This is a genomic window from Salinicola salarius (genome assembly GCF_002179555.1).
Lineage (GTDB): Bacteria > Pseudomonadota > Gammaproteobacteria > Pseudomonadales > Halomonadaceae > Salinicola > Salinicola salarius_A.
Map to the genome: position 1 here is coordinate 1 of NZ_NHOU01000020.1, position 14,531 is coordinate 14,531.

The 14,531-nt window shown below is 63.2% G+C and carries 13 protein-coding genes; 12 read left to right on the plus strand and 1 reads right to left on the minus strand.

Going from position 1 to position 14,531, the window contains the following annotated elements:
- Positions 1-485: 485 nt before the first annotated feature.
- Positions 486-1,271: an IclR family transcriptional regulator domain-containing protein gene (locus CCD76_RS13980; protein ID WP_087720069.1), complete on the plus strand. Its 786-nt coding sequence runs from the start codon at positions 486-488 to the stop codon at positions 1,269-1,271.
- A 196-nt stretch (positions 1,272-1,467) separates the two neighbouring features.
- The gene (locus CCD76_RS13985; protein WP_256961314.1) at positions 1,468-2,409 is read left to right on the plus strand and encodes an AEC family transporter; all 942 of its coding nucleotides are present in this window, start codon (positions 1,468-1,470) and stop codon (positions 2,407-2,409) included.
- 18 nt (positions 2,410-2,427) lie between these two features.
- On the opposite strand, the gene CCD76_RS13990 is transcribed toward CCD76_RS13985, so the two are convergent.
- Positions 2,428-3,252 (minus strand): sugar phosphate isomerase/epimerase family protein, encoded by an 825-nt coding sequence (locus tag CCD76_RS13990; protein ID WP_143543297.1) that lies wholly within the window; start codon positions 3,250-3,252, stop codon positions 2,428-2,430.
- Positions 3,253-3,400: 148 nt separating this feature from the next.
- On the opposite strand from CCD76_RS13990, the gene CCD76_RS13995 reads away from it, so the two are divergent.
- From CCD76_RS13995 to CCD76_RS14040, 10 genes are all read left to right on the plus strand, one after another.
- A complete protein-coding gene (locus CCD76_RS13995; RefSeq protein ID WP_087720072.1) occupies positions 3,401-4,270 on the plus strand; it encodes a DMT family transporter in 870 nt (289 codons plus the stop codon).
- A 116-nt stretch (positions 4,271-4,386) separates the two neighbouring features.
- Positions 4,387-5,727, plus strand: coding sequence for an SLC13 family permease (locus tag CCD76_RS14000; protein WP_256961315.1), 1,341 nt, complete (start codon positions 4,387-4,389; stop codon positions 5,725-5,727).
- A gap of 154 nt (positions 5,728-5,881) precedes the next feature.
- Positions 5,882-6,913 carry a protein-methionine-sulfoxide reductase catalytic subunit MsrP gene (msrP, locus tag CCD76_RS14005; protein ID WP_087720074.1) on the plus strand — a complete coding sequence of 344 codons (1,032 nt, stop codon included), beginning with the start codon at positions 5,882-5,884 and terminating at the stop codon, positions 6,911-6,913.
- Complete coding sequence (gene msrQ, locus CCD76_RS14010) at positions 6,913-7,551, plus strand: protein-methionine-sulfoxide reductase heme-binding subunit MsrQ (protein ID WP_087720075.1); 639 nt, start codon at positions 6,913-6,915, stop codon at positions 7,549-7,551. The genes msrP and msrQ overlap by 1 nt, the downstream gene beginning before the upstream one ends.
- Before the next feature lie 210 nt (positions 7,552-7,761).
- Entirely contained in the window at positions 7,762-8,748 is a 987-nt protein-coding gene (locus CCD76_RS14015) for a 2-hydroxyacid dehydrogenase (protein WP_087720076.1), read from the plus strand.
- Positions 8,749-9,306: 558 nt separating this feature from the next.
- A complete protein-coding gene (locus CCD76_RS14020) occupies positions 9,307-10,365 on the plus strand; it encodes a LacI family DNA-binding transcriptional regulator (protein ID WP_087720077.1) in 1,059 nt (352 codons plus the stop codon).
- Complete coding sequence (locus CCD76_RS14025; protein ID WP_087720078.1) at positions 10,362-11,360, plus strand: TRAP transporter substrate-binding protein; 999 nt, start codon at positions 10,362-10,364, stop codon at positions 11,358-11,360. Before CCD76_RS14020 ends, CCD76_RS14025 begins: the two co-directional genes overlap by 4 nt.
- 12 nt (positions 11,361-11,372) lie before the next feature.
- The gene (locus tag CCD76_RS14030) at positions 11,373-11,981 is read left to right on the plus strand and encodes a TRAP transporter small permease (RefSeq protein WP_087720079.1); all 609 of its coding nucleotides are present in this window, start codon (positions 11,373-11,375) and stop codon (positions 11,979-11,981) included.
- Entirely contained in the window at positions 11,978-13,285 is a 1,308-nt protein-coding gene (locus tag CCD76_RS14035; RefSeq protein WP_087720080.1) for a TRAP transporter large permease, read from the plus strand. Before CCD76_RS14030 ends, CCD76_RS14035 begins: the two co-directional genes overlap by 4 nt.
- A gap of 152 nt (positions 13,286-13,437) precedes the next feature.
- Positions 13,438-14,526, plus strand: a complete 1,089-nt coding sequence (locus tag CCD76_RS14040; RefSeq protein WP_087720081.1) for a glycosyltransferase family 4 protein — start codon at positions 13,438-13,440, stop codon at positions 14,524-14,526.
- The last annotated feature ends 5 nt before the right edge of the window (positions 14,527-14,531 follow it).

The following is a 14,531-nucleotide window of genomic DNA, read 5'->3' on the forward strand; positions in this document are numbered from 1 at the left end:
AAGCGGGTGGTTAATCACACGGGACCCAACAAATATTACTTATCGAGCCAATATCCGGTTTGGCCACAAGACTTGATTACGACCAATGTATAAGACGTGACAAGATTTGGTATTCAAGGTTGCCAGGAAAAGCAACGACTCCTCCTGAAGTAGGAGAGAAGTGCGTGAGGGGAGAAGTGCGCGGCTCGAGTTCATGTTCGGATCCGACATTTGATCGTTCGAATCGCTTCAATACCTCGAATCATGAAGTGCAAGGGAATGCCATGACGACGCTGGCTTTGGCCCCCCCTGCATATCTAGGACTCGAAGGCTGTCATCCTACGAGGCAGCCACTATTGCACTGACATGGAGGCTTCCGACGACAGCAAGTTAATCGTGCAGGCTTGCTGCGCGCACTTTCCAGAACAGATGTTCGGCTTTCGAACTTTTCTTGTACCCCTTAAGCTCGTGGCAACTGACTGGATCGATATCGAGGAACTTCAGGCATGCATAGCAAGGAAGAAACGCTCAACCCTGATGATCGCGACTTCGTCACCGCACTGGCCAGCGGACTCGAGGTGATACTCGCGTTCGATCAGCAGTCACCACGGATGACGTTGAGCGAGGTCGCTGCCAAGACGGGAATGAATCGTGCGCGTGCACGGCGATTTCTGCTGACGCTGCACGCGCTGGGCTACGTGCGTAAACAATATCGTTCGTTCGAGCTGGCACCCAAGGCGCTACAGCTGGGTTATGCCTTTCTCTCCTCGAACGGTTATCGCAGCGTCATTCAACAACACCTCGAGGACATCACCGATGTTACCGGCGAGTCCTCGTCGATGGGCGTACTCGATGGCGACGACGTCACCTATGTGGCGCGATCGGCGGCTCATCACCGCTTGATGTCCATTTCACTGTCGATCGGCACCCGCCTTCCGGCAGCCTATACCTCCATGGGCCGCGTCCTGCTGGCGCAGTTACCGGACGCAGAGCGCGCCGCCTATCTCGAGCGGGTCACTCTCTCGCGACACACCGAGCACAGCATCACCGACAAAGCGGCGTTGGAGGTGCGCCTCGTCGAGATTCGCCAGCAGGGTTACTGTATTCTGGATCAGGAGCTGGACTCGGGACTTCGCTCGTTGGCTCTCCCGGCCTTCGACGCCAATGGTGGGTTGCTGGGCGCCATCAATATCAGCACCAACGCGGCGCGGATCGACATGCAGACGTTAACGAAAGACTTCCTGCCCCTGCTTCGCGAGAAGGCGAAACTGATAGCCCAGCAGGTCAACTGAAAGCTCGCGACGGGCAGTCGGCCAGATCACGGAGGCGCATCGCCAGCGCGCGCTGGAGGTCATCGGCTGGCAACGCTGATTGCAAACATTTGCTGACCGAGGACGACGGGCGCCGTACGAGTGAATCCACTTGCCGGTAGCCCGTCTCGGGCTCATGCTATTAGGCATAAGTCTAATTGGCAGCGGTCAACGTTTCGTGAACACCATCTTCGGCGCCATCGTTCCCATCTTCATCCTGCTGGGCATCGGTTATCTCGCGGTGCTCAAGCGCATCGTCGACAAAGCCCATATCCAGGGCATGGGCCGTTATGTGATCAACATCGCCCTGCCCGCGCTAGTGATCCAGGCGTTGCTCCAGCGTCCGCTGGGCGAGGTCTTCAACGTGCCGTACCTGCTCGTCTACGGACTGGGTTCCGGGCTCGCCTTCGCCATCACCTTCGGTCTGGTGACGCTGCGCGGTAACGCGCCGCTGGAACGCCGGGCAATGTACGCCCTGGGCACGTCGGCCTCCAACAGCGGCTTCATCGGCTATCCGGTGGCGGTGCTGGTGGTGGGCCCCACGGCGGGCATCGCTCTGGCGCTCAACATGCTGATCGAGAACCTGCTGGTGATTCCCACGGCGCTGGTACTCGCCGAACTCGGCCGCCAGGCCAAGGGAGGCGTATGGGAGACGGTGAAACCGGTGGCCGTACGCATTCTGCGCCACCCATTGATCATCGCCATCGCCGTGGGCACGCTGCTCGCCGCGCTGAACCTGCATCCGCCGGCCCCGATTGCCCGGGTGCTCGAGATGCTCGCCGCCTCGTCCTCGCCGGTGGCGCTGTTCGTCATCGGTGGCACGCTGTGCGGCCTGCGCGTGCGCGGCATGGTCAAGCGTGTGACTCGGATCGCGCTCGCCAAGCTCTCCCTGCACCCGCTCTGCATACTGCTGATGGTACTGCTGATCCCGGGGCTCGATCCGGTATTCGCCACCGCGGCAATCATCTTTGCCTGCGCGCCGATGCTCTCGATGTATCCGCTGCTGGGCCAGCGTTACGGGTTCGGCGAGCTGGGCACGGCGGCGATGGTAATGGCGACGGTGCTGTCGGCGCTGACACTGGCATTGGGAATCTGGCTGAGCCATCTGTGGCTGATATAGCCGCCGAACGAGGTGTTGTTACGGCTGCGAAGCCAGTAGCGAATCCAGCGCGTGCTTGCCCTGAAGCGCGGCCATGCCCGTCGGCATGACCGCCAGTGCATCGCTGAAGATTTCCAGCGACAGCGGCCCGGCATATCCTGTCCTGCCCAATGCCTCCATGAATCGTTCGAGGGGTAATTCGCCGTCGCCGGGAAACGCCCGTCGATGACGGCTCAGCGCTTGCAGATCCTGCCCGCGCGGCCACGGCGAATCGGCCAGCTGCACCAGGCCGATTCTGTCGCCAGGAATCGTGGCGAGGGTTTCCAGCTCGAGTTCGCGAGCCAGGATATGGTAGCTGTCCAGCACGATGGAAAGCGCCGGATGATCCGCCCGCTGCACGATCCGCCACGCCTCGCGATAGTCGAAGACATGCCGTCCCCAGGCCAGCGCCTCGAAGCCCACGCGCATCTCCCGTTCGGCCGCCAGTTCGGCCAGGTCGCGCAGGCTGTCGGCGGATCGGCCCCGGTCGTTCTGGGCTTCTTCGCGGGTGTTGCTGCAGGCGAGCAGGAAGTCGCCACCGAGATCGGCCAGCGTATCGAGTTGTCGCCTGGCTTCCTCCAGCATCTGCCGATGCCATGCCGGCGGCAGCGCCTCGGCATCGCGGAACGGCTGTAGCGCGACGACCGTCAGTCCGAGTTCCCGACAACGCTCCCCCACGGTTCGCGGCGCCAGACCGCTCGACTGCAGGTCATCGGCGAAAACCTCCACGCCGTCGAATCCGGCCCGCGCGATCGCCTCCAGCTTGTTCGTCAATTCTCCGCTCAGACAGAGCGTCGCCATCGCGGTTGTCGTTACCTGCTTCACGCATTCTCTCCCGGCTGGCAGGAGCCACCCATCTGGCCCGTCTGGATGTTCAGCCTAGAAGGAAACCGTCACGACGCCACAGGTTCGCGAATCCGATTCGTCATCTACGCTGACGACAGACAACATCTGCCAAGGAGGGCATCAAACCATGTCGAATTCGGTGAAGGGCACCGTCCACATCACGCTTGCAGCCATGTTCTGGGGCCTGTCGGGCGGCGTTGCGAGCCTGCTGATGGACGAGGGCTGGGATCCTTACGTCATCTCTTTCTATCGCGGCGCGATCGGCCTGGTCTGCATGCTGGCCTGGTTCGTCCTCCATCCGTTGCGCAACCTGCGATTCGACTGGCGGCTCATCGCCTGGTCGGTCGTGGCTGGCGTTGGTGTGGCCGGCAACTTCACCTTCTATTTCCTGAGCATCTCGAACGCCAACGTGGCGATCGCCGCCACGCTGATGTACACCGCGCCGCTGTTCGTCTTTCTGGTGTCGTTCGCATGCGGTCTGGAGAAGCCGACGCTAGGCAAATGGGCGTCGATCACGGCGGTGATGGTGGGTATCGTGCTGCTGACCGACATCCTGCGCAGCGGCACGGGCCAGGTTTCGGTCTGGGGTATCGCTTGCGGCCTGTTGTCCGGCTTGTCCTACGCCCTGTTCATCTTCGGCTTTCGCTACGCCAGAGCCCAGGGACCGGCGCAGGCGGTCCTGACGATCGCCTTCCTGACCCTGACGCTGCTGCTGTTCGCATTCGTCGACATCGGGCAGATGCAGAAAGTGCCGTTCACCGGCGACGCCTACGGGTTTCTGCTGCTCGGACTGTTCGGCGCAGGCATCTCCTTCTATCTCTATCTGCCCGGGCTGAGACGGACGTCCCCCTCGGCGGCCTCCATGATCGCCATGGTGGAGCCGGTCACGGCCTCGCTGTTCGGATTCGTCGTGCTGGGACAGACGCTCGCCCCGCTGCAACTTTTCGGCATGGCGATCATTCTGATCACCATTACTCTGCTGAGTCTGCAGCGCTGATCCAGCCCCCCGATTCGACCGATGGTCGCTTTTCACGCTGGTATACTGCCGCCTCGCTCGCCTTCGGATCTGTCGTGATGTCCTCTTCGATTACCGTTTTGCCTTGGCGTCAGGGAATGTCATTGCTGGCTCTGCTGGGCGCGCTCGGCTGGCTGTTGCTGGGCAGCGCCGACGGCTCGGTCCTGCAGGCCGGGATCGTAGTGGTGCTCTGCATCGGCCTGTGGGCCACCGGCTGGCTGCCGCAGTGGCTGACGGCGCTCATCTTCTTCACCCTCTGCACCGTGGCGAAGGTCGCGCCGGCCTCGACGGCGTTCGTCGGTTTCGAGTCGGCCGCGACCTGGCTGGTGTTCTCGGGCATGGTGATCGGCGCCGCGATCAATCACACCGGCCTGGGCGAACGCGTCGCCGCCCGGATCGGACCTCATCTCGCGTCAGGTTATCCACAGGCGGTCGTCGGCGTGGGGCTGCTGGGGCTGATTGCCTCCTTCTTCATGCCGTCGGCGATGGGCCGGATCGTGCTGCTGGTGCCGATCCTGCTGACTCTGGCCGACCGCTTCGGCTACGCCCCGGGCAATCCGGGCCGCAGCGGCGTCCTGCTCAGCGGCATCATGTCGAGCTTTCTGCCCACCTTCACGATTCTGCCGGCCAACGTGCCCAACAATGTGTTGATGGGGGCCAGCGAAGCGGTGCTCGGCTTCTCGCCCAGCTATGGCGAATATCTGCTGCTGCATTTCCCGGTGCTGGGGCTGCTCAAGTGGGTGCTGATCATGGGCTTGATCCTGTGGCAGTTCCGCGCCGCGGCGCCACCCCCTTTCACGACCGAGGCGTCGTCCGGGCTCGACGGCGGCGGCAGGCTGATGAGCGTGCTGCTGGCCTTCGCCGTGGTGATGTGGATGACCGATGCCTGGCACGGCATCTCGCCGGCCTGGATCGGCATGCTGGTGGCGCTGGTCTGCCTGTTCCCGGGCAGCGGGCTGCTGCCGGCCAGACCGTTGCAGCAGATGAACCTCGAACCGTTCATCTACGTCGCCGGGATCGTCAGCCTGGGCGCGCTGGCGCACGACAGCGGGCTGGGCGAGGCGATCGCCGGCCAGCTTCTCGACGTGTTGCCGCTCTCGCCCGAATCGACTGCCGGCAACTTCGCCTGGCTCTCGGTGATCGGCACGATCCTGGGCATGCTGGTCACGCTGCCCGGCGTTCCCGCGGTGATGACGCCACTGGCACCGCAACTGGCCGATGTCACCGGCTGGTCGCCTTCCGCGGTGGTGATGTCTCAGGTGATCGGATTCTCGACCGTGGTGTTCCCCTATCAGTCGCCGCCGCTGATCATCGGCCTGCTCACTTCCGGCGTGAGCATCCGTCAGGCCATGCGCATCACGCTGCCGCTGGCGGTGGTCACGATCCTGCTGTTGTGGCCGCTCGATTTCATCTGGTGGCGCTGGCTGGGCGTGATCTGAACGCGACCGGCGTTTTCCGGCAGGACGGGGCATGGATCACCTAAACTGAGCCTCATGCGGTGTCACGGCGTACGCCGGCGTCTCGGTACACGCATCCAGGCGCGCACCGCCAGCGTATCCACCCTATGCCATCATCGGCGGTTGGAGACTCATCATGTTGATCAAGATTGCCAAACCCGGCGACCTGCGCGAATCGGACGTCACCCCGGAATCGGTTTACCTCTCGCGTCGCCGCTTCATGGGCGGGCTGGCTGGCCTGGGCCTGAGTGCAGGAGCAGGATTGGCACTGTCGGGACGCGCTCTGGCGGCCGCCTCCGACTATCAGGACGTACCGGCCGGCAATCCGCCAGGCTGGCTCGAGCCCAAGCTGGCCAACGCCGAATGGGAAAGCGTGGTGCCTGCCGATCGCCAGTTGGACAAACTCACGCCTTTCGACGACGCCACCCACTACAACAACTTCTACGAATTCGGCACCGGCAAGGGCGACCCCGCCCGCAATGCCGACGCGCTCAAGACCCAGCCCTGGAGCGTGGTGATCGACGGCGAGGTCAATAACGGCGGGCGCTTCGATCTCGAGGATCTGGCCAAGCCTTCCCGCCTGCAGGAGCGCATCTATCGGCTGCGCTGCGTCGAGGCCTGGTCGATGGTCATTCCGTGGCTGGGGATTCCGCTGGGTGACGTCATCAAACGCGCCGAGCCCACGTCGAAGGCCAAGTACGTCAAGTTCGAGACACTGGTCGCACCGGAACAGATGCCGGGCCAGGACTCGTCGTTCGCGCTGATCGACTGGCCCTACACCGAGGGCCTGCGCATGGACGAGGCGATGCATCCGCTGGCGATTCTCGGGCTCGGCATGTACGGGCGCGAACTGCCCAACCAGAACGGCGCGCCCTTCCGGCTGGTCGTGCCGTGGAAGTACGGCTTCAAGAGCATCAAGTCGATCGTGCGGATCTCGCTGGTCGAGGAACAGCCGGTCAACTCCTGGCAGGCGATCGCCCCGGACGAGTACGGCTTCTATGCCAACGTCAATCCCGAGGTCGATCACCCACGCTGGAGCCAGGCCACCGAGCGCCGGCTACCCAACAGCCTGTTCAATCCCAACATCATCGATACGCGGATGTTCAATGGCTACGCCGAGGAGGTCGCGAGTCTCTATCAGGGCATGGATCTGAGGAAGCATTTCTGATGCCGACGCCCCGCTACACGCTGACGCTCTGGCGCATCGCGGTGTTCATCGCCGCGCTGGTGCCGCTGGCCTGGTGGAGCTCCCAGGTCGCGATCAACGCCGCCGGCCCGGAACCCGGCCGCTACCTGCTGCTCAACATCGGCCAGGGCATACTGTGGATGCTGTTTTCCACTCTCAGCCTGACCCCGCTGACCAAGCTGACCCGCTGGAAAGGCTTCACCCTGATCCGCCGCCAGCTCGGCCTGTGGACCTTGACCTATGCGCTGCTGCACCTGTTCTGCTACGCCGTTTTCATTCTGGGGCTGGATCTCTCCCGGCTCGGCAGCGAGATCGTCCGACGCCCCTACATCATCGTCGGCATGCTCGCTCTCGTCGGGCTGATCGCGATGGGCGTGACCTCCAACAAGTGGTCCATGCGCAAGCTGGGCAAGCGCTGGAAGACGCTGCACAAGATCGTCTACCTGGTGCTGGGTCTGGGGCTGCTGCACTTTCTCTGGGTGGTCCGTGCCGACCTGGAGCAGTGGAGCCTCTATGCCGCCGTTGGCGCCCTGTTGATGATTCTGCGCATTCCGCCCATCGCCCGGCAGCTGCCGAAATTCCGCCAATTGATCAAGCGGCCCGGGCGGGCCTCCGTATAACGCGTCGAGCGCCTGCTGGGCGCGTGACCGGTGACAAACACCAAGATTCCTTCGTTCGGACTTGTCTCCGACCGCGTCCTTCCCGCTAGACTTTCGTCGAAGCACTGCCTCAGGGGGCCGGGTTTGTCGGTAAGCTCGTGCGTCCCTCACCTCGCAGGCGGCGATGTCGTCGCCTGCGGATATTTCGATTTTTCAGCCGGAGAGTCTTTCATGAGCAAGCGCATCCTGGCGTACCGTCGCCTCAACGACCAGCAACTCGACCAGCTACGCGAACGCTTTCACGTCGACTACTTCGGCAAGCTCGAATCGGCCGACGATCCGGCATTCCGCGAGGCGCTGGGACAAGCTCACGGGCTGATCGGCGCGGGGGTCAACATGACCCCGGAACTGCTCGATGCCGCGCCCAATCTGGAAGCGATCGCCAGTATCTCGGTGGGTGTGGACAACTATCCGGTCGAGGAACTGACCCGGCGCGGCATCCTGCTCTGCAACACGCCGGACGTGCTCACCGAAACCACCGCCGATACCGGCTTCTCGCTGATCATGGCGAGTGCCCGCCGGGTGGTGGAACTGGCCGAGTACGTCAAGCGCGGCGACTGGAAGTCCAGCATCGGCCCCGAACAGTTCGGCAGCGACGTTCATGGCAAGACGCTGGGCATGGTCGGCTTCGGACGCATCGGCCAGGCGGTGGCCCGCCGCGGCGCCCTCGGTTTCGGCATGAAGATCCTCTACTCCAACGCCTCGCCCAAACCGGTTCTGGAAGCAGAGCTGGGCGCGCGCCGCTGCGAACTGGACGAGCTGCTGCAGCAGTCCGACTTCGTCTGCGCCATCGTGCCGCTGACCCCGGAAACCCGCCAGTTGATCGGTGCCCGCGAGTTCGAGCTGATGAAGGAGGGCGCCATCTTCATCAACATCTCCCGCGGGCAGGTGGTCGACGAACAGGCCATGATCCAGGCCCTCGAAAGCGGCCAGATTCGCGGCGCCGGTCTCGACGTGTTCGAGCAGGAACCGCTCCAGGCGGATTCTCCGCTGCCCAAGATGCCCAACGTGGTCGCACTGCCGCACATCGGCTCCGCTACCCATGAAACACGCACCGCCATGGCCCAGCGCGCAGTCGACAACATCATGCTCGCGCTGGATGGCAAACGCCCGATCAGCCCGTTCAACGAGGAAGCCTGGGGCGACAGGCTGAACTGAGACACCGTCCCCTCTATGGAAAGCGGCACTTTGGCCATTGATCAAGGTAAAACGCGGCCTTCATGACTCGGGAATCGCGCTTATGAATGGGCAAGATCCCGGAGATTTCTATCGGACTTCAACTACGATGATTGGGTCTTTCCGATAGCGACATCCGATAGTGACAAAGGGACACCATGAAAATAGCCATCGTGGTTTTGGTGCTGAGTTTGATTGGCTGTATCTACTTGATCTCCCATTGGGGAGAAACGGATGACTGTGCCAATTCGGCCAAGGCCGAAGCGGAGTGTCAGACGAAGTAGCGAACATGCAAGAAGTAGCAAGCATGCAAATTGCGTGGGCGACAGTTCGTCGCCCACGCATCGCCCTTATGCCATCGAGACATGGCATGACAGGTGAAGTCAGTGGCGCACTTGCCTGTCTCTCGTGATGAAGATCTCCCCCGAACACCTCTTGTAGTTCACCGACATCGTTTTCCACTAAAGGCGAATAGGCGCATTCCTATGGCACGACTAACCTGCTGACAGCTTTTTGGATCGATCCAAAACGGAATGCAGCATGCCCGAAAACGTCAGGAACTCATCCCGCCCGCGCGTCACGCTGAGAGATATCGCGGCCCATGCCGGCGTATCCCGTTCGACCGTCTCGCTGGTGATGCAAGGTAGCGAGCTGGTTGCCGAATCAACCCGCGCTCGGGTTCAGGAAGCGATGACAGAGCTGGGCTATGTCTACAATCGTGGCGCGGCGACCTTGAGAAGCGCTCGCACGGCGACGCTTGGCGTCGTCGTCCACGATATCGCCAATCCGTTCTTCGGTGCCCTGATGGCGGGTATCGACGAGACACTGCAGGACGCCGATTACGCTCCCTTTCTGGCCAGCAGCGGCGACAGCCTGGCCCGCCAGGCGCGCTTCCTGGCACGCATGCGGGAACATCGGGTCGATGCGCTGCTGTTGTGCCCCGCGGAGGAAACCCCCGCGTCGCTGATCGAAACGATCGCCGACTGGGGCATGCCCTGCATCGAGGTCATGCGGCACGTCGGCCCGTCACCGCTCGGCGACTATGTCGGTGCCGACCTTCGGGCGGGCGTCGCCAACGCCGTTCGTCACCTGATCGCCTTGGGGCATCGTCGTATCACCCTGCTCGCGGGAACCGCTGACCACTCCGCCGACCGCGAACGTCTCGCGGGCTACCGACAGGCCATGCACGAGGCCGGACTCGATGACCTGTCGCGCATCGTTCGCGGCCCCCTGACTCGTTGCGCAGGGCGCGAAATCACCCTCGAGCTGATGCGTGGCGACGACGTGCCCACGGCCCTGATCTGCCACAACGACCTGGTCGCACTGGGAGCGCTGCTGGCGCTTTCCCATCTTGGCCTGCGCGCGGGGCAGGACTGCGCGGTGGTCGGCGTCGACGACATCGATGAAGCCGCCCTCACCGACCCCGCATTGACCAGTATCGCGACCCACCCTCGATCGATCGGCCGCCGCGCCGCCGAACTGGCCCTGAAGCGGATACGGACGCCCGACGGCGAACGCGAACGCATCGTCCTCGAGGCACCGTTGATGGTTCGCGCCAGCTCCCAACCCTCGCTCGCTCGCCCCCAGGAGTCACCATGAGATTTCACGAGGTTCCACGCTATCTGTCCGGCTGGCGGCTCATCGTCGCCACGGGCCTTCTTTTCGCCGCGCTCGCCACGCCGGCCGAAGCCCGCGAGCTGATCTTCGGCCACGGCGCCACGGAGGATACCGCCTACCACCTGAGCGCGGAGCGCTTCAAACAGTTGCTGGAAGAGAAAACCGACGGCGAACTCACGGTGAACCTCTACAGCAATTCGGTGCTCGGTCATGAAACCGAGATGTTCGAGCAGCAGACCGCGGGTGCGCTGGATTTCTCGATCATCAATCCCGGCTTGATCTCGGAGTTCTCGCATACCGCCAGCATCTTCTCGATTCCGTTTCTGTATCGCGATCTCGATCATTGGCGGCACGTGCTGGATGGCGAGGCCGGCCAGGAGATCGCCCAGCGCATCGAGGCGGAAACCGGGGTCAAGGTGCTCGCCTACTACGGCGGCAGCACCCGTCAGATCGTCAGTACCCGCCCGCTGGAAACGCTCGACGATCTCGAAGGCATGAAGCTGCGCACCAATCCGACCCGGCCGGTGATCACGGCCTGGGCAGCGCTGGGCACCCAGCCCACGGTCATGGCCTACAAGGAGATCTACACCGGGCTGCAGCTGGGCGCCATCGACGGCCTGCTCAACGAGGCGGAGTGGATCTACCGCATGCGCTTCCATGAAGTCGCGCCCCATATCGGGCTTTCCGAACACGACATCACCGTGCGCTTGCTGACCATTTCCGACGATACCTGGGAGTCGCTCACGCCCTCCGAGCAGCAGGCGGTACAGGCCGCTGCCGACGAGAGCGAGCAGTACGCGCGGAACCTGCAGATCCGTCTCGACAAGGAGTCCCGCGACAAGCTCGAGGCCGAAGGCGCCACCTTCTACCCGATGGATCGCGAGCGCATGCAGCAGATCGTCGCCGGCCCGCTGGGCCAGGTGATCGACGACATGGGGCTGCGCGATCTCTATGAACTCATCATCAATACCCAGTAAAGGAGTCGTGTCATGGCATTCGCAACGGCCCTGGGCCGCGTCAACCGCCAGCTGGAACGCCTCCTTCACGGGGTGTTGCTGTTCTTGCTGGCCAGTTTCATCGTGCTGATTGTCTATCAGATCGTCAGCCGCAACCTGGGCTTCCTGCCGAGGCTCTACTGGACCGAGGAGATGAGCCGTTTCGCCTTCCAGTGGATGATCATGCTGGGCACCGCGATCGGCGTGCTGCATGCCGATCACTTCGTGCTCGAGGCTTTCCCCCGCGGTTCCCGCCCCGACCGGATGACCCGAGTGATCCGCGATGTCGCCTGCCTGACCGTCGGGCTGATCTTCGTCGTCTTCGGCCAGGCCTTCGCCCTTTCCGGTTTCAACCGGATTGCCAGCGCCTCGCAGCTGCCGATGGTCGTGACCTATTCGACCTTCCTCGTCAGCGGCGTGCTGATCGTGCTGTTCAGCCTGCAGCGCCTGCTGGTGACCGCCAGCCAGGGCGTCGATGCCATGGAGAGCGAGCTCGACACGCCTTCCGAGATCGACGAGCTCATCGATCCGGCCCATCCGAGCGCCCCGCCCACGCAAGACTTCGATTTGCCCTCGTCACACGAGAAGGAGACCCCGCGATGATGCCTGCCGACTGGCTCTACCTGCTGCCGTGGCTGCTGTTCGCGCTGCTCGGCGTCCTCATCGTGCTGGGCGTGCCGATCGCGATGTCGCTGGTGCTCACCTCGTTTGGCATCATCGTGCTCGATCCGCGCCTGACGCCGTGGATTCTGTTCCAGCGCATGTACTACGGCATGGACTCCTTCGTGCTGCTGGCGGTGCCGCTGTTCCTGCTCGCCGGCAATCTGATGAATGCCGCCCGCATCACCGACCGCCTGATCACGCTGTGCCTCAATCTGGTCGGGCATGTCAAAGGGGCGCTGGCCCACGTCAACGTGCTGGTCAGCATGCTGTTCGCCGGCGTTTCGGGGTCGTCGACGGCCGACAGTGCGGGTATCGGTACGGTATTGATCCCGGCCATGAAAAAGGAAGGTTACCCGACCCACTTCAGCGTCGCGGTGACAGCCGCCTCTTCGGTGATGGGGATCATCATTCCGCCGTCGATCAACATGATCGTGTGGGGCGCGCTCACCAGCACCTCGATCGCCGGGCTGTTTCTCGGCGGCATCGTGCCGGGGATTCTGATCGCCGCCGCGCAGCTGCTGCTCAACCTCGGCTACGTGCGCCGCTATGACGTGCCGACAAGAAAGCGCGCCACGCTCAGGCAACTGGCCAGTTCCGGCAAGGATGGCCTGCTCGCCGCCGGCATCCCGGTGCTGATCATCGGCGGCATCACCCTGGGCATCGTCACGCCCACCGAGGCCGCGGTCATGGCGGTGCTCTACGCGCTGCTGCTGGGCTTCATCGTCTATCGCGAACTCACCTTCAAGAGCGTCCTCGACGCCTCCACCGACACGGTGCGCCTCTGCTCGCTATCGCTGTTCAGCCTGGTCGGCGCGGCGATCTTCGGCTATCTGATCAGCTTTTACCGCATTCCGCCGTCGCTGATGGCGGGTGTCGAGATCACCGATCCGACCACGCTTTTGATCATCGCGACCATCGTCATGCTGCTGGTGGGCACCTTCATGGATTCGCTGCCGGCAATGGCGATCCTGGCGCCAATCTTCCAGCCCCTGGCGGCCCAGGCCGGCGTCGACCCGCTGCAATTCGGCGTGATCAGCGTCATGGCACTCGGCTTGGGGCTGATCACCCCGCCCTACGGGCTGTGCCTGATGATCGCGGCCAAGATCGGCGGTATTCCGCTGCTCAAGGCACTGGGCACGACGATGATCTACCTGCTGGTGATGCTGGTGGTGATCGGTGTGCTGATCGCCTTCCCCGAGCTGACGCTTTATCTGCCGCAGACCTTCGGCCCCGATAGCGGCTAGGGCCGTTTTTCGACACGGCGCGCTTGAATTTCTGTCGACAGTCCCTATAACCCGTTTCGTTTCGGCCTGGCTGGTGGCGTTGGCGTGCCCCGCCAGCGCCGCGTTCATTCTGTGGCTGCGTTTTTCCGTTTAGCGATCGGAGGAATATCAGGATGAGAATCGCCCAAGTCGCTCCCCTCAACGAATCCGTTCCACCCAAGCAGTACGGCGGTACCGAACGCGTCGTTTCCTATCTCACCGAAGCGTTGGTCGCCCAGGGCCATGAAGTGACGCTTTTCGCCAGCGGCGATTCGCGAACCGCCGCGGAACTGGTGCCGATGTGCGAGCGCGCCATGCGCGGCGACGAGCTGGTGGTCGACAGGATCTCGCCCCTGCTCGCCCAGATCGACAGCGTGCTCGAACGCGCCGACGATTTCGACGTGATCCACTTCCATACCGACTATCACGCTCACTTCCTGCCATTGCGTTATCTGTCCGTGCCGCATCTCACCACCTTGCACGGCAGGCTCGACATCAGCGACGCCTATCCGCTGTTCGCGCGTTTCCCCCACGAGCCGCTGGTATCGATCTCCAATCATCAGCGCCAGCCGCTGCGTGGCGTCAACTGGCTCGATACCGTCTACAACGGCGTGCCCGAGTCGCTCTACCGTCTCAATCCCGACGGTGGCGACTATCTCGCCTTCATCGGCCGTTTCTCGCCGGAGAAGGCGCCGCATACGGCGATCGAAATCGCCCTGCGCGCCGGGTTGCCGATCAAGCTGGCCGCCAAGCCCGCCGACGTCCAGGGCGACAAGGACTATTTCGATAGCTGCATCAAACCGCTGCTCTCCCATCCGCAGGTGGAATACATCGGCGAGATCGGCGAAAGAGAAAAGAACGATTTCCTCGGCAATGCCCGCGCGCTGCTGTTCCCGATCGCCTGGCCCGAACCGTTCGGCCTGGTGATGATCGAGGCCATGGCCTGCGGCACTCCGGTCGTCGCCTTCCGGCGGGGCTCGGTGCCCGAAGTCATGCGCGATGGCGTCAGCGGCCGGGTGGTCGACAACGTCGATCAGGCAGTCGCCGCGCTGGCGCATATCGAGAAGATCGACCGCCGGGCATGTCGGCGCTACTTCGAGCGGCACTTCTCGGTCTCGGCGATGACCGAAGGTTACCTGAGCTGCTATCAGCGCCTGCTCGACTCCGGGAACGGCCCGCATGGCCCCCGCCAGCGTATTCCCCTGCATGCCGCCGTCGCTTGAGGAGT